Below are 14,816 nucleotides of genomic sequence, written 5' to 3'. Positions count from 1 at the left end.
CTGCGAATTCCCCATCGAAAGGGCGGATCCGCGCTCGTTTTGTGTGAGTAGTTCCGATAGAGGAGGCTTGCAAGAGGAGGACGTCGAAACCATGCCGCAGGACTTATCATTCTACTACGCTGCCGTACCTGCCGTTCTGCTGGTGGGTCTTGCAAAAGGCGGGATGGGCGACGCTTTGTCGCTGATCGGATTGCCCTTTCTTGCCCTTGTCGTCTCACCGGTCGAAGCGGCGGCGATCCTGTTGCCGATCCTGGTCTTTATGGACATGATCTCGCTCGTCATATGGCGCAGGCACGGCGACTGGGCCACGTTGAAGATCATGCTGCCGGGCGCGATCTTCGGTATCGGGCTCGGCTGGGCGACCTCGGCGCTCGTTCCGGGTAATATACTGCGCATCGTCATCGGCGCGGTAACCATCCTCTTCTGCCTGCGCTATTTCTGGAACAATTTCGGTCCCGGCGCCGGCAAGGTGTTCCCGCCGCGCGGCCAGCGGCCGGTCGCCGCCAGTCTCTGGGGCACGTTCTCGGGCTACGGCAGCTTCGTCGCCCATGCCGGCGGCGCCCCCTTCCAGTTCTACGCCCTGCCGCTCAAGCTGCAGCCGCGCGAATATACCGGCACCAGCGTGCGCTTCTTCGCAATCCTCAACGCCATCAAGCTGATCCCCTATTTCGCACTCGGCCAGCTCGACACGCAGAATCTCGCGACCTCCGCAACGCTCCTGCCCTTCGCGCCGCTCGCCACGCTTGCCGGCGCCTGGTGCGTGCGGCGCATGAAGCCGGCGATCTTCTATCCTTTCATGTATGCCATGGCGCTGATCGCCGCCTTGCTGATCGTGCGCGAGGGCCTTGGCGGCTGATAAAGACCTCCTTACGCTGCAATGCACAATTTCCTTGCTGGAACGGCCGGTTTGACGTAGCTTTCCCGGCATGTCGAACACGGACCCTTTCTCTGCGATTGCTGATCCGAACCGGCGGTTTCTGCTGGAGGAATTACGTCGCGCTCCAAGGACGGTCAACGAGCTCGCCGAAGGCCTGCCGATCAGCCGCCCCGCTGTCTCGCAACACCTGAAGGCGCTGCTCGACAGCAATCTGGTCTCGGTAACCTCGGAAGGCACGAGGCGCATCTACACGGTCAACAACCGCGGCTTCGATAAGCTCAATCTATGGCTGGATCAGTTCTGGGCCTAATATGTGTACCCACCGTGGGACACGATGCGGATCAGATAAATCTTTTGAAGATGCCCCTCGCGAAAGCGCCAGCCACAATGCCTCAAGCATCGGGCTGGCGCAAATCTGGTATGAGATCACCGGATCTTGCTGATTTCAGGCGGAATGGATGGATTTACCTCTTCTAACGCAAGATGATCCACCAGGATCTCTTGGGAGGATTAGTGGACGGATGACTTGAGACGCTGAATCTCGTCCTTGATGCGCAACTTGCGGCGCTTGCATTCGGCAATTTCGGTATCGGAGATAGAGGGAGCTGTTCTGAGCGCGTGCAACTCCTCCTCGAGTGCTACATGCTTTTTCTCGAGTGATTCAAGATGAGCTTGAACTGTCATTTGACCCTTCCTTCCTCTTACCTTTCCCCGGCCATCGTCGTCGGGGAACAAGGTGTCAACCGCGGGACTGTGACACATTTTTGAAGGCTTGTCGAAGGCCAAAAGATGAAGACTAGATGGCAAATTCATGATCAAGACTAACTAGCCGTTACCCGTATTTGGTGATAGGAGCTTGCGGAAATCATCGGCAGATCGGACAAGATCCGAGGACGATAACGGGGAATGCATATGGCCGATCAGGAACAGGCGGATATCAGGCTCATGGTGGCGCGTCTGCGCCAGGAGCACGAGGATTTCGACGCCGCGATCAATGCCATGATCCAGACGGGATGCGACGCGCTGCGGGTCCAGCGCATGAAGAAGAAGAAGCTTGTTATCAAGGACAAGCTCTCCAAGCTGGAAGATCAGATCATCCCTGACATCATCGCCTGAGAGGAATGACCATAGAGATGACAGACAGACCGCCCGTCGCCATTATCATGGGCAGCCAGTCCGACTGGGAGACCATGAAGAACGCCGCCGACACGCTGGAAGCGCTGGAGATCCCTTATGATGCCCGCATCATTTCGGCTCACCGCACACCCGACAGGCTGGTCAATTTCGCCAAGGGCGCACGTGCCGAAGGTTTCAAGGTCATCATCGCCGGCGCCGGCGGCGCCGCCCACCTGCCGGGCATGGCCGCATCGATGACGCCGCTGCCGGTCTTCGGCGTACCGGTCCAGTCGAAAGCCCTGTCCGGCCAGGATAGTCTTCTTTCCATCGTGCAGATGCCGGCGGGCATTCCTGTGGGAACACTCGCCATCGGCAAGGCGGGCGCGGTCAACGCCGCCCTTCTCGCCGCCGCCGTGCTTGCCCTCTCCGACGAGGAAATCGCCGACCGGCTCGACGAATGGCGCGAACGCCAGAGTGCTGCCGTCGCCGAATACCCGATGGACGACCTATGAGCGCAGCAACGATCGGCATTATCGGCGGCGGCCAGCTCGGCCGCATGCTGGCCATTGCCGCCGCCCGGCTGAATTTCCGCATCATCATCCTCGAGCCGCAGGCCGATTGCCCCGCCGCCCAGCTCGCCAACCGGCAGATCGTCGCCGCCTATGACGATCCGGCAGCGCTTTCCGAACTCGCGGCCGCCTGCGATCTCGTCACCTACGAATTCGAGAATGTGCCCGTTGCGGCCGCCGAGACGCTCGCTGCGCGCGTTCCCGTCTACCCGCCTGCGAAGGCGCTGGAGGCGGCCCAAGACAGGCTCGTCGAAAAACGCTTCCTCAATGGCTGCGGCATATCAACTGCCCGCTTTCACGCAATCGACAGTCAGGCCGAGCTCGAAGCGGCACTACAGGATTTCGGCGGCCAGGGCGTGCTGAAGACCCGCCGTCTCGGTTATGACGGCAAGGGACAGAAGGTTTTCCGCTCGGCAGCCGATAGTCCTGACGGCGCCTACGCCGCGCTCGGCGGCGTGCCGCTCATCCTTGAAAGCTTCATCGCCTTCGAGCGCGAGGTTTCGATCATCGCCGCGCGCGCCACGGACGGCGCGGTCGTCTGCTTCGATCCCGCCGAGAACGTCCATCGCAACGGCATCCTCCACACTTCGACGGTTCCAGCCGCGATCCCTCCGGCGACGGCCGACGCCGCGCGCCGATCGGCCGAAAAGATCCTCGCCGCGTTGAACTATGTCGGCGTCATCGGCATCGAATTCTTCGTGCTCGCAGATGGCAGCCTCATCGCCAACGAGATGGCTCCGCGCGTGCACAATTCCGGCCATTGGACAGAGGCCGCCTGCGTCGTCAGCCAGTTCGAACAACATATCCGCGCCGTCGCCGGCCTGCCGCTCGGCAATGCCGAGCGCCACTCCGACTGCGTCATGCAGAACCTGATCGGCGACGACATCCTCGCTGTTCCCGACTGGCTGCGACGTGCCGACACGCTGGTTCATCTCTACGGCAAGAGCGAATGGCGTCCTGGCCGCAAGATGGGTCATGTCACCACGTTGACGCCGAAATCGCCGATTTCACCGTGAGAAAACGCGGACAAGCCCCGGGAAAAACACCTTCATACGGTTGACATGGTGTGGGTGACGGGGTATCTGCACCCCCACCTAAAGAGCGCGCCCCGATGGCGCGCTTTTGATTGTTAAAGATACGGGCGAATGTGAATTCCCCCATCAACATCGCGGATCAGAAAAATGAAGATCAAGAATTCGCTCAAGTCGCTCAAGGCTCGCCACCGTGACAACCGTCTGGTTCGCCGCAAGGGCCGCATCTACATCATCAACAAGCTGAACCCGCGCTACAAGGCTCGTCAGGGCTGATTTCGCGCGTCCGGATCGCCTTGCCGCGCAATCTGCGCATGCAAACATATCCGGTGGGTCGCTACGGTGATCACGTCAAATTCGTTTGATCTTCGGCACTGGCGGGCTAATATGTCCGCCATGCGCTTTTTTGCTTTGACGTCAGCGGCACTGCCGCTCGCTCTCATTCTGTTCGCCTCCGCCCTGCCGGCTACCGCCGCGGAAAAGGACGTCATCGTCGAGCAGACCAATGTCAACAGCTCGCCGAAACAACGCCTCGACCAGCTCTTCGGTCAGCTGAAACGTGAACGTGACCCTGAAAAGGCCGGCGGCATCGCCAACGAAATCCGTCTGCAATGGAACGATTCCGGCAGCGCCACCATCAATCTGCTGATGCAGTGGGCCGACAAGGCGATCGAGGAAAAGCGCAATCCCGCCGCGCTCGACTTCCTCGATGAGGCGATCGCGCTGAAACCGGATTACGCCGAGAGCTGGAACCGCCGCGCCACGCTGAATTTCATCATGGGCAACTACCGCAAATCGATGTCCGACATAGAGCACGTCCTGGATCTCGAGCCGCGCCATTTCGGCGCGCTCTCCGGCATGGCGGCGATTCTGAGCAATGCTGGCAACGATCAGCTGGCATTGAAGGCCTGGGAGCAGCTCCTCACGATCTATCCGGCCGAACGCACGGCGCAGGAACAGATCAATACGCTGTCGGAAAAACTCGCCGGAAACCGCACCTGATTCCAGCTCGCCGATCTTGACGCGCGGCCTCGCCGCGCAATTTTAGAATATAGGGGAGGACCGTCCGCCCCGCAGGACCGCAGCAATTATCGCCCGTTAAGATCATGTTCGCAGAAGTTTCCGCTCTTCTCGCCCCTCTCGCTGCCGCCATCGGCTATTCCTCCTATAAGGCTCGGCAATTCGAACAGGCATATCCGAATATCGGCGAATTGACGGATGTCGGCGGCTACCGCATGAACGCCGTCCACATTCCCCGTCCCGAAAATGCGGATCTGCCGGCGCTCGTCTTCATTCATGGCGCCAGCGGCAATCTGCTCGATCAGGTCGCCGCCTTTCGCACCGCACTCGAGGGCCGGGCCGAAATGCTTTTCGTCGATCGCCCCGGCCATGGTTATTCCGAGCGCGGCGGTCCTGAGAACGCCATCCCCTCCGGCCAGGCCGATGCGATTGCCCGGCTGATGGAGAAGCGTGGCATCGAGAAGGCTGTTATCGTCGGCCACTCCTTCGGCGGCGCGATTGCCGCAGCCTTCGGCCTGCGCCATCCCAAAAAAACAGCCGGCCTGCTCTTTCTCGCGCCCGCCACCCATCCCTGGCCGGGTGGCATCGACTGGTATTATCATGTCGCCGCAGCACCCGTTATCGGCTGGCTCTTCAATCACGCGCTCGTCGTGCCGCTCGGGCTGCGCCGGCTGGAGCGCGGCACGCTGAACGTCTTCCGCCCCAATCCGCGCCCCGTCGATTACATCGAAAAGACCGGTCCGTCGCTGGTGCTGCGACCCAACGCTTTCCACAACAACGCCGCCGATTTCAAAAGGCTGCTCGCCTATGTGAAGGAGCAGTCGCCGCTCTATTCGCAGATCACCGCACCGACCGTCATCATCACGGGCGACAGCGACGAGATCGTCTGGGAACACCTGCATTCGCGCGGCCTTGCCCGCGATATATCAGGCTCCGAGCTCATCACCGTTGCCGGCGTCGGCCACAAGCCCGATTATCTCGCAACCGATGTCGCCATCGCCGCCATGGAAAAGATATCAGGCAAACCCCTCGACCTGCAGGCAATCGCCCGCAGGGCCGAGGAAAGGCTTGCCGTCGCATCACACGAACAGACGGTCGGAACCCAACCGTCGCTTATGCCGGGCGCCCTGCGCGGCGCCTGACGGCTTCGACACCAACAGGAAACTCTCCGAGCTCCTCGCATAAAGGCGAACATTGCATTGCCGCGGGCCGCGGCAGCCCCATATGTTTTTCATCATCGTCTATAGGAGGGGAAAACATGGGCCGGCTGCATATCGGGACGATCTCTGTCATATCAGCGCTAGCGCTGAGCCTGACCTCGGCTTTCGCCGCCTCACCGGCACCTGTCGAAGCCGAGCACGGCATGGTCGTCACCGCCCAGCATCTGGCGACCGATGTCGGCGTCGACGTGTTGAAAAGCGGCGGCAACGCCGTCGATGCTGCGGTCGCCGTCGGTTATGCGCTGGCAGTCGTCTATCCCTCGGCCGGCAATCTCGGCGGCGGCGGTTTCATGACCATCCGCCTGAAGGACGGCACGAAGACCTTTCTCGATTTCCGCGAGCGCGCGCCGCTCGCGGCGACGAAGACCATGTATCTCGATGCCAAGGGCGATATCGTGCCGCGCGCTAGCCTCGACGGTTATCTCGCCGTCGGCGTTCCCGGCTCCGTCATGGGCTTGGAGACCGCCCGCGAGAAATACGGCACCCGGCCCCGCGAGGATCTGATCGCCCCCGCACTCCGCTTCGCTAGGGAAGGCTTCACGCTGGAACAGGGCGACGCCGCCAGTTTCGCCGGCAACGCCAAACGCCTCGCCAGGGATGAAGAAGCGGCGAAGATCTTCCTGAAACCGGATGGAAAGCCCTATGCCTCGGGCGAAAAACTCCAGCAGCCGGATCTCGCTGCGGTGCTCTCGGCCATCTCCGAAAAAGGCCCCGACGCCTTTTACAAGGCCGCACCCGCCGAGGCGATCGTCAAGACAAGCCAGGCCAAGGGCGGCATTCTCGCCAAGGAGGATTTCGAGCAATATGCCGTGCGTGAACTGAAGCCGATCGAGTGCAATTACCGCGGTTACGACATCATCTCGTCGCCACCGCCCTCCTCCGGCGGCGTCATCATCTGCGAGATATTGAACGTTCTCGAGGGATATCCGCTCTCCTATCTCGGCTACGGCTCGGCCGAAACGGTCCACGTCATGGTCGAGGCGATGCGCTACGCCTATGTCGACCGCAACGCTGCACTCGGCGATCCCGATTTCGTCGAGAACCCTGTGGAAAAGCTGCTGGACAAGGCTTATGCCAAGGAGATCGCGGCGAAGATCGATCCTTACAAGGCCGGCACCTCGGCAAACCTGAAACCGCTCGGCGGCAAGGAAAGCACCGAGACGACGCACTATTCGATCATCGACGACGAGGGCAATGCCGTTGCCGTCACCTATACGCTGAACGGCTCCTTCGGCGCAGCCGTCGTGGCGCCGGGCACCGGCGTGCTGCTCAACAACGAGATGGACGATTTCACCTCCAAGCCGGGGGTGCCGAACCTTTACGGCCTCGTGCAGGGCGAGGCGAATGCCATCGCGCCCAAGAAGACGCCGCTCTCTTCGATGAGCCCGACGATCGTCACCCGCGACGGCAAGCCCTTCATGGTGATCGGCAGCCCCGGCGGTTCGCGCATCATCACCATCACGCTGGAGGCGATCCTCAACGTCGTCGATTTCGGCATGGATATCAGTCAGGCGGTCAACGCCCCGCGTTTCCATCACCAATGGCAGCCGGATAAGATCTATCTCGAACCTTATGCGCTTTCGCCCGACACGGAGAAGACCCTCGCTGCCATGGGCTACAGCTTCGACGGCGGCAATGACGGGCCGGTCTGGGGTCAGGCCGCCGGCATTCTCGTCGGCGGAAAGAGTCTTGCCGCCATCGCGAAGGGCGGCGGCGCGCGGTATAACGGCGCCATGGACAGCCGTGCGGCGGAAGGATCGGCAAACGGCTACTGACGGTCGGCGGATTGCGGGCGGCAAAGGCACTCTCCCATTCGTGTCACGGTGACAAAGTCACCGTTCACAAACGTTTTGCCTCGCCCTATGCATGAGCGAACCCGCAAGCAGAAAGATTCCCAATGGCCAGCATTGAAATGATTGTCGCCGCCCGCGCCCGTCTGCGCGGTCATGCAAGGCGCACACCGCTTCTCTCCTCCCCGTTCCTGAATGAAATCGCCGGCCGCCGCCTCTTCATAAAGGCGGAATGCCTGCAGCATTCCGGTTCGTTCAAGTTTCGCGGCGGCTGGTCGGCGGTCTCCGGCCTCGATCCGGCTGTGCGCGCGAAGGGCGTCATCGCCTTTTCCTCCGGCAACCATGCCCAGGGCGTCGCCCTCGCGGCCAAGCTGCACGGGGTGCCCTCCGTCATCATCATGCCGAGCGATGCGCCGAAGCTTAAGATCGCCAATACCCGCGCGTTCGGCGCCGAAGTCGTCCTTTACGACCGCGCCAACGAGGATCGCGACGAAATCGGCGCGAGGCTTTCGGCAGAACGCGGCCTGACGCTGATCAAGCCTTTCGACGAGCCGCTCGTCATCGCCGGCCAGGGCACGACCGGCCTCGAAATCTCCGAACAGGCCGAAGAGGAAGGTGTTACCTCTGCGGAGGTCCTGGTTCCCTGCGGCGGCGGCGGACTGACCTCGGGCATCGCCCTCGCCCTCGAAGCCAGCGCCCCCGGCCTCCGCGTCCGTCCCTGCGAGCCCGAGAATTTCGACGATACCACCCGCTCGCTCGCCTCCGGCAGGATCGAACGCAACGCCTCGATGTCGGGCTCGATCTGCGACGCGATCCTCACGCCGCAGCCTGGCAATATCACCTTCCCGATCCTGAAACGCCTCGTCGGCGCCGGCATTGTCGTTACCGACGAGGAAGCGCTTCGCGCCATGGCGCTTGCTTTCGTCAGGCTGAAGATCGTCGTCGAGCCTGGTGCTGCAGTGGCGCTTGCCGCCGCCCTTTTCCACGGCGACGCGCTGGAAAGCGACACCGCCGTCGTCGTCACCTCGGGCGGCAACGTCGATTCCAACATCTTCGCCATGGCGCTCGAACGCTTCGGCTGAACGATACGCCGGTGGCTTGATCAGGCCGCCTTGTAACGTTGTGCCGGTGCGGTGCGAGAGAGGTTCGGCATCAATGCCTGACGCGCCTGCTCATAGGCGGCCAGCAGGGTCGCATCCTCAAGCGAGGGAATCGTAGCGAATTCACCCTGCTCGAGGCCCGCGAGCGAGGCATCGACCATGTCTTCCGCCGACATCACGATCTCATCGGGCAGGTGTTCGACCGGCGTACCGGCGATGCCCCAGAATTCGGTCGCGGTGGCGCCGGGCAGCACGGCCTGGACGCGGATGTTCTTCTCCGCCAGCTCGTGCTTCAGCGACTGGCTGAAGGCAAGCACGAAGGCTTTCGTGCCGCCATAGACGCCGTTCAAGAGCTCCGGGGCAATCGCGACAATGGAAGCGATGTTGATGATCGTGCCGCCGCCGCGTGAAACGAAACCGGGAACGGCGGCATAAGTCAGCCGCATCAGCGCCGTCACATTGAGTTCGATCATCTCCTGCATTTTGTCGACATCGGCGGCAAGCAGCGGGGCCGTTCCTCCGAAGCCGGCATTGTTGACGAGAAGCGTGATGCTCCGGTCGTCCTTCAGCACTGCCTCAACGCGGGCAAGGTCCGCCTTGTTGCCGAGATCGGCGACGATCGTCTCTACCGTCCTGCCGCTCTCCGTCGTCAGCCGGCTTGCCAAAGCCTTCAGCCGCTCGCCATTGCGGGCGACGATGATCAGGTCGTAACCCTGTTTCGCCAGCCTATGGGCATAGATCGCGCCGATGCCCGAAGATGCGCCGGTGACAAGCGCCGTACCCTTATATTCCTGTGCCATGCTCCGTCTCCTTCGTTGCGCCGACCTATGCCTTGCGCCTGAAGAGAACCATATGCCGGATTGTCGGCGTCCTGAATGTCATATATACCACCTTTTAGGACATTGGAACCTCAGCCATGCAGCAAATCGCTTTCCTGCTCTATCCCGGTTTTCAGATCATGAGCCTGGCCGCCGTCTCGGTCTTCGAATTCACCAATCTCGAACTCGGACGGAAGGCCTATGACATCACCTACATCTCCGAAGCCGGCGGTCCGCTGCGAACCTCGCTCGGCATGTCGATCGAGACCGAGCCTTTCGGCGATCCGGCTTTCGACACGCTGATCGTTGTCGGCGCACCCAACCTCGTGCTTCCGAAGCCTGGCGAAAGCGCCTTCATTCGCGCCGCACTGGGCGGATCTCGCCGCCTCGCGTCGATCTGCACCGGCGCCTTCTTCCTTGCCGAAGCCGGCATTCTCGACGGTCGCCGCGCAACGACCCACTGGTGCCTCGCCCACGAGATGAAGGCGCGTTACCCGAAGATCAGGGTGGAGGAGGACCGCATCTTCATCATCGACGGTTCGGTCTGGACATCGGCCGGCATGACCGCCGGGATCGACCTGGCACTTGCCATGGTCGAGAAGGACCACGGCATCGTGGTCGCCCGCTCCGTGGCCCGAATGCTCGTCGTCTATCACCGCCGGTCCGGCGGCCAATCGCAGTTTTCCGCGCTGCTGGAGTTGGAACCGAAATCCGACCGCATTCAGAAGGCGCTCGACTTTGCCCGCGGCAATTTGAAATCACAGCTTTCGGTCGAAGAACTGGCGGAAGCTGCCCATCTCAGCCCCCGCCAGTTCAGCCGCGCCTTTCGCGCCGAAACCGGACAGTCGCCGGCCAAGGCCGTCGAGAACCTCAGGCTCGAGGCCGCCCGACTGATGATGGAGCAAAGCCGCCACCCGATCGACGTGGTCGCCGACGAGACCGGCTTTGCCGGTCGCGAACGCATGCGCCGCGCCTTCCTGCGCGCCTTCGGCCAACCGCCGCAGGCAATTCGCCGCAACGCCCAGCAGGAAATGCAGATATGAGCACCCGGCCTGCTGCATAATTCCTTAAATCGGATTCGATTTAAGGATAAAATTATGCAGCCATTCAAAGTGCTACAGCGTCCTTTGCGCGTCTCAAAAGACGCGCAGCGCTGTAGGCGGCCGGGTGCTTTCTCTCTTCACTATCGCTCCTGAAGCGCCCGTCGGATCGCGATCTCGACCGGCGAATAGGCGCCATCCTGCCGATCGAGCCGAAGCGGTTCGGAAGGCGCAAGGCCGGGCTGCGCCATGAAACGCGGCTCCTTGCCGCGATGCATCTGCGCCGCATGGATGAGGAACGGATGGCACAGATAGACCGTGCCCGCCCGCCCCGTCGCCAACGCGAGCGGCCGATCCTCGCCCACATGCTCCAGCCAGAGATGCGCCATTCCCGCCTCGCCCGCCGGCGCCAGGAGGCGTGCGATATCCTGGTGCGAGCCGACGCGGATGCGGGTCGGCGCATCCTCCTCCCCGACGTCCGAGAACAGGAAGAGCATCAACAGCGCCCGTCCACGCGAGGTGATGTTCACCCGCCAGGCGGAAAAATCCTGCTGCTCGTCCGGATCGGAATGCTCGCCGGGAAAGCTCACATCGACATGCCAGCCGCCATCGCCGGGATCATCGGGATGGGGAAAGCGAACCGGAAAGTTGCCGAGCCCATCGCGCGGCTCCCAGCGCCCGGCGCCGACGAGTTGGTCGAAGGCGGAATGCAGAACCGGCGTATTGACCGCCTTCTCGAACGGCCCGCCACCGTAGCCGGCAAGCCGTACGACCGGCTGCATCCACGTGCTTGGATCATCGGCATCGAAGGGAATGTCACGCCACATGATGGCCCGGGCTTCCCCAGCCAGTTCGCGAGGAAAAGCATCGTCGATCCTGACGAAACCATCCTCGATGAATTGCTCGATCTGCGCGGCGTTCAGCGCCGGCGGGTAAACAGCTGATGTCATGAAATATCTCTCTATCGCCAAACCTGCCGGCTCTTTGCTTGGCCAGATGCAGGTGGTTACATCGACGGCAACGCACCAGCCGCAAAGGCTGGCAAGCGGCCGCATCTTCTGATGCCCGAAGGCGGAGCCTTAGAGGCTCAAGAAGAAGACCGTAGCGATGTTGAGAGTGATCATCGTCATGGCAAAGAGGCTACAGCCACGCGCCGGAAGGGTCAATGCCGCGATATCAGCCGCGCAGGGCGCCATGCACCGACTGCAGCACCAGTTCGGCAAGCCGCGCCGCGGCCGGTTGCAGTTCGGCCTCCGCTCGATGCAGGACCAGGCCGAGCTTCGGCAAAACGGGCAGGCCAACGGCCTCGGGCGTGAGCGGCCGGACCTTCGCCGGCAGACCGATCGGCGTGCGGATGGTCAGACCGAGCCCTGCCGCGGTCGCGGCCCAGAGGCCGCCGAGACTGGGGCTGACAAAGGCAAGCCGCCAGGAAATGCCCGCCTCGTCAAGCGCCCGGGTCGCCGCATTGCGCAGCAGGCAAGGCGCCTCCAGCGACGCGAGCGGCATTGGTTCGCCGCTTGCCGCTTGCCAGCCTGGCTGGCCATCGACGGGCCCGATCCAGCACATCGGCACTTCGCCGATCTGCTCGCAATGCGCCGTCAGCGTACCGTCGCTCCAGGCAAGCGCCAGATCGAGCTTGCCTGCCGTGACACGTTCGAGCAGTTCGGCATTGCGCACCACCCGCGCTTCGATCCGCACCTTGGGATGGGCACGCGCAAAACGACCGAGCACTTCAGGCAGCAGGTTCTCGCCGAAATCCTCCTGCAGGCCGAGCCGTACCCAGCCCTCCAGCTCGACGCTGTGCACGGCCGCCGCCGCCTCGTCGTTGAGTTCCAGCAGCCGTCTGGCATAGCCAAGCATCGTCTCGCCGGCATCGGTCAGCACCAGCCCGCGCCCCGATTTGCGGAAGATCGGCGTGCCCGCCTGCTCCTCCAGCTTCTTCAACTGCGCGCTGACGGCCGAGGTCGAACGCCCGAGCCGTTCTGCCGCCTTGGCGAAATTGCCGAGTTCCATACCCGTCGAAAAGGTTCGCAGCACATCGAGGTCGAAGATCGTCCGCCGCATGTAATAGTCCCGTTTTTCAGGATCATCGATCCATAAAATTCTGATTTTCAGCATTATCGTGCTGTGCGATGGTTTCTGTCAAGGCCGGTGAACGGCCCGAACCATGGAGATCCCAATGCCCTTCATTCGCATTTCCCTTCGCAAAGGCAAGTCGCCGGACTATCTCGTAGCGCTCGCCGACAACATCCAGCGCGCTCTGGTCGAGACCTTTGACGTACCCGAAAACGATCGCTTCCAGGCCATCCACCAGCATGACGAGAACGAGCTGATCTTCGACCGCAGCTATCTCGCCGGCCCGCGCTCCGACGATTTCGTCTACATCTCGATTACAATAGGCAGGCCCCGCACGGCCGAGATGAAGGCGGCGCTCTACCGGCGGCTCGCCGATCTCCTGGCAGTGTCGCCGGGCCTCAGGCCCGAGGATGTCATGATCGTCATCAGCACCAGCGCGCCTGACGACTGGTCCTTCGGCAACGGCATCGCCCAGATGACCGATCCGGACTGGCGGCAACGGGTGGCTGGAGGCCGGCAATGAGCACTTCCAACCCGAAGACGATGACCGTCAGCCATCCGGGCAAGGTGGTCCGCTCCCCGGAGTGCGTGGCAACGGCGCCCTTCTGGGTGGAGATGCTGCTCGAAGGCGCCGACGGCGAGAACACCGCGATGCGCGCCACGCTCGACCCCGGCACCATCACCCGCTGGCACACGCACCCCAAGGGGCAGTTGCTCTATGTGCTTTCCGGACACGGGCTTGCGCAGAACGAGGGCGGCCCGGTCGAAAACTTGCGAGCCGGCGACGCGGTCTGGTTCGCGCCCGGCGAGCACCACTGGCATGGCGCGGCCGATGACAGCCCCTTCAGCTATATCAGCATCCAACCGAGGGAAAACGGCAGCGCCGTCGAATGGCTGGATCATGTGGAGAGACGGCGATGATCGCCATGCAATACGGCTTCACTCTGCCGGCCGACTACGACATGTCGATCATCGACCGCCGCATCCGCGACAAGGGACCGCTGCTCGACGGCTTTCCCAATCTTGGTTTCAAGGCTTATCTCAGCGCCCGCCGGAATGAATTCGGCAGCCGCGACAATCTCTATGCGCCCTTCTATCTCTGGCAAAAACCGGAAGGGGCAAGCGACTTTCTCTGCGGCCCGGGATTCCAAGCGCTCACCGACGCCTTCGGCTGGCCGCAGGTAAGGACCTGGATCGTCTGGCGAGCGGATATCTCCCCCGATATCGCTGCGGCAAGGTTTGCTACCTGCAACATTCTGCAGACGGAGGCCTACGCGCCGCTCGCGGATATCCGCCATGCCGAAAGCGCTGAGGTCGAAGCCGATCTCGCGACCGGCGGCGCGCTCGCTTCCGTCTCCGGTTTCGAACCGACGACGTGGACACGGGTGCGCTTCAGGCTATGGAAAGATATGCCCGAGATCACCGAAGACACGCAGGCCTATCGCGTCGGCCATCTGTCCCTGCCTTGATTCCGAGCTCAGGCGGTCGCCCGACGGTAAAAGGCGAGCGACCCGGCAAGGGCGAGCAGCGCGCCGCCGCAGGCCCGCTCCAGCCACAAGGCGCCCGACGTCTTCAGGAAACGCACTGCCTGTGAGCCGAAGAAGGCGTAGCCGAACATGATGATGAAATCGAGCGCGGCAAAGACGAGCGCGAGCAGCGCATATTGCCCCGCCTGCGGTTGGGTTGGATCGATGAACTGCGGCAGGAAGGCCGAGAAGAAGAGATAGCCCTTGGGGTTCGTCGCCGCGACCATGAAGCTCTTCAGCCCGATCGAAAAAGTTGACCTCATCGCTGCCGCCTCACCCAATTTCAGCGCCGCATCGATTGTGCCCTTCGAACGCAGTAGCATGATGCCGAGGAAGGCGAGATAGGCGGCACCCGCCCATTTCAGCATCGAGAACCAGAATTCCGATGCCGCAAGCAACGCGCCGAGCCCGATCGCGACGGCGCCGATCAGCACGAAATCGGAAAGCACCGCGCCGATCATGCCGGCAACCGCGCGGCGTAGGCCATGTCGCGAACCATTGGTCAGCGCCAGAAGAACCGTCGGCCCCGGTGTGGCTATGCCGACGAAGGAAACGGCTGCAAAAGCCAGAAGCGTGACGATATCCATGATGACCCCTCCCACCCAGAAAATGGAAACTTGCACGTAGCACCGG

At 62.3% G+C, this 14,816-nt stretch carries 19 protein-coding genes; 14 read left to right on the top strand and 5 right to left on the bottom strand.

Going from position 1 to position 14,816, the window contains the following annotated elements:
- Positions 1-91 precede the first annotated feature (91 nt).
- On the top strand, positions 92-856 hold the full coding sequence (locus EFQ99_RS20695) for a sulfite exporter TauE/SafE family protein (RefSeq protein WP_126923094.1): 765 nt from the start codon (positions 92-94) through the stop codon (positions 854-856).
- A gap of 70 nt (positions 857-926) precedes the next feature.
- Positions 927-1,187 carry an ArsR/SmtB family transcription factor gene (locus tag EFQ99_RS20690; RefSeq protein WP_008533138.1) on the top strand — a complete coding sequence of 87 codons (261 nt, stop codon included), beginning with the start codon at positions 927-929 and terminating at the stop codon, positions 1,185-1,187.
- 200 nt (positions 1,188-1,387) lie between these two features.
- Here the strand turns inward: EFQ99_RS20690 and EFQ99_RS20685 are convergent, their stop codons facing one another.
- Positions 1,388-1,561 carry a YdcH family protein gene (locus EFQ99_RS20685; RefSeq protein WP_126923093.1) on the bottom strand — a complete coding sequence of 58 codons (174 nt, stop codon included), beginning with the start codon at positions 1,559-1,561 and terminating at the stop codon, positions 1,388-1,390.
- A 228-nt stretch (positions 1,562-1,789) separates the two neighbouring features.
- On the opposite strand from EFQ99_RS20685, the gene EFQ99_RS20680 reads away from it, so the two are divergent.
- The 8 genes from EFQ99_RS20680 (at position 1,790) to EFQ99_RS20645 (ending at position 8,705) form a co-directional block, all read left to right on the top strand.
- Positions 1,790-1,993, top strand: coding sequence for a YdcH family protein (locus EFQ99_RS20680; protein ID WP_008533140.1), 204 nt, complete (start codon positions 1,790-1,792; stop codon positions 1,991-1,993).
- 17 nt (positions 1,994-2,010) lie between these two features.
- Complete coding sequence (gene purE / locus EFQ99_RS20675) at positions 2,011-2,505, top strand: 5-(carboxyamino)imidazole ribonucleotide mutase (RefSeq protein ID WP_126923092.1); 495 nt, start codon at positions 2,011-2,013, stop codon at positions 2,503-2,505.
- Complete coding sequence (locus EFQ99_RS20670) at positions 2,502-3,578, top strand: 5-(carboxyamino)imidazole ribonucleotide synthase (RefSeq protein WP_126923091.1); 1,077 nt, start codon at positions 2,502-2,504, stop codon at positions 3,576-3,578. The genes purE and EFQ99_RS20670 overlap by 4 nt, the downstream gene beginning before the upstream one ends.
- A 165-nt stretch (positions 3,579-3,743) precedes the next feature.
- Positions 3,744-3,869 (top strand): type B 50S ribosomal protein L36, encoded by a 126-nt coding sequence (ykgO, locus tag EFQ99_RS20665; RefSeq protein ID WP_003582204.1) that lies wholly within the window; start codon positions 3,744-3,746, stop codon positions 3,867-3,869.
- A gap of 111 nt (positions 3,870-3,980) precedes the next feature.
- A complete protein-coding gene (locus EFQ99_RS20660; RefSeq protein WP_126923090.1) occupies positions 3,981-4,595 on the top strand; it encodes a tetratricopeptide repeat protein in 615 nt (204 codons plus the stop codon).
- Positions 4,596-4,699: 104 nt separating this feature from the next.
- On the top strand, positions 4,700-5,755 hold the full coding sequence (locus tag EFQ99_RS20655; RefSeq protein WP_126923089.1) for an alpha/beta fold hydrolase: 1,056 nt from the start codon (positions 4,700-4,702) through the stop codon (positions 5,753-5,755).
- A gap of 116 nt (positions 5,756-5,871) precedes the next feature.
- Complete coding sequence (ggt, locus tag EFQ99_RS20650; RefSeq protein WP_126923088.1) at positions 5,872-7,608, top strand: gamma-glutamyltransferase; 1,737 nt, start codon at positions 5,872-5,874, stop codon at positions 7,606-7,608.
- Between the two features lie 122 nt (positions 7,609-7,730).
- Positions 7,731-8,705 carry a threonine ammonia-lyase gene (locus EFQ99_RS20645; RefSeq protein ID WP_126923087.1) on the top strand — a complete coding sequence of 325 codons (975 nt, stop codon included), beginning with the start codon at positions 7,731-7,733 and terminating at the stop codon, positions 8,703-8,705.
- Between the two features lie 20 nt (positions 8,706-8,725).
- On the opposite strand, the gene EFQ99_RS20640 is transcribed toward EFQ99_RS20645, so the two are convergent.
- Positions 8,726-9,523, bottom strand: coding sequence for an SDR family NAD(P)-dependent oxidoreductase (locus tag EFQ99_RS20640; protein ID WP_126923086.1), 798 nt, complete (start codon positions 9,521-9,523; stop codon positions 8,726-8,728).
- Between the two features lie 116 nt (positions 9,524-9,639).
- Here EFQ99_RS20640 and EFQ99_RS20635 point away from each other — a divergent pair, with 116 nt between their 5' ends.
- Positions 9,640-10,584, top strand: a complete 945-nt coding sequence (locus tag EFQ99_RS20635; RefSeq protein WP_126923085.1) for a GlxA family transcriptional regulator — start codon at positions 9,640-9,642, stop codon at positions 10,582-10,584.
- Positions 10,585-10,724: 140 nt separating this feature from the next.
- Here EFQ99_RS20635 and EFQ99_RS20630 read toward each other — a convergent pair whose 3' ends face one another.
- On the bottom strand, positions 10,725-11,531 hold the full coding sequence (locus EFQ99_RS20630) for a phytanoyl-CoA dioxygenase family protein (RefSeq protein ID WP_126923084.1): 807 nt from the start codon (positions 11,529-11,531) through the stop codon (positions 10,725-10,727).
- 226 nt (positions 11,532-11,757) lie between these two features.
- The gene (locus EFQ99_RS20625; protein WP_126923216.1) at positions 11,758-12,645 is read right to left on the bottom strand and encodes a LysR substrate-binding domain-containing protein; all 888 of its coding nucleotides are present in this window, start codon (positions 12,643-12,645) and stop codon (positions 11,758-11,760) included.
- Between the two features lie 115 nt (positions 12,646-12,760).
- Here EFQ99_RS20625 and EFQ99_RS20620 point away from each other — a divergent pair, with 115 nt between their 5' ends.
- Genes EFQ99_RS20620 through EFQ99_RS20610 form a run of 3 tightly spaced genes read left to right on the top strand, consistent with a single transcriptional unit; the run spans position 12,761 to position 14,126 of the window.
- The gene (locus EFQ99_RS20620) at positions 12,761-13,180 is read left to right on the top strand and encodes a tautomerase family protein (protein WP_126923083.1); all 420 of its coding nucleotides are present in this window, start codon (positions 12,761-12,763) and stop codon (positions 13,178-13,180) included.
- Positions 13,177-13,578, top strand: coding sequence for a cupin domain-containing protein (locus tag EFQ99_RS20615; RefSeq protein WP_126923082.1), 402 nt, complete (start codon positions 13,177-13,179; stop codon positions 13,576-13,578). Before EFQ99_RS20620 ends, EFQ99_RS20615 begins: the two co-directional genes overlap by 4 nt.
- Complete coding sequence (locus tag EFQ99_RS20610; RefSeq protein WP_126923081.1) at positions 13,575-14,126, top strand: DUF4865 family protein; 552 nt, start codon at positions 13,575-13,577, stop codon at positions 14,124-14,126. The genes EFQ99_RS20615 and EFQ99_RS20610 overlap by 4 nt, the downstream gene beginning before the upstream one ends.
- A gap of 8 nt (positions 14,127-14,134) precedes the next feature.
- On the opposite strand, the gene EFQ99_RS20605 is transcribed toward EFQ99_RS20610, so the two are convergent.
- Complete coding sequence (locus tag EFQ99_RS20605; RefSeq protein WP_126923080.1) at positions 14,135-14,770, bottom strand: LysE family translocator; 636 nt, start codon at positions 14,768-14,770, stop codon at positions 14,135-14,137.
- Positions 14,771-14,816 lie beyond the last annotated feature (46 nt).

It is taken from the genome of Rhizobium vallis (genome assembly GCF_003985155.1).
GTDB lineage: Bacteria > Pseudomonadota > Alphaproteobacteria > Rhizobiales > Rhizobiaceae > Rhizobium > Rhizobium vallis.
Note: the sequence above shows the minus strand (reverse complement) of the source record. Positions and strands in the feature narration are given on the sequence as shown.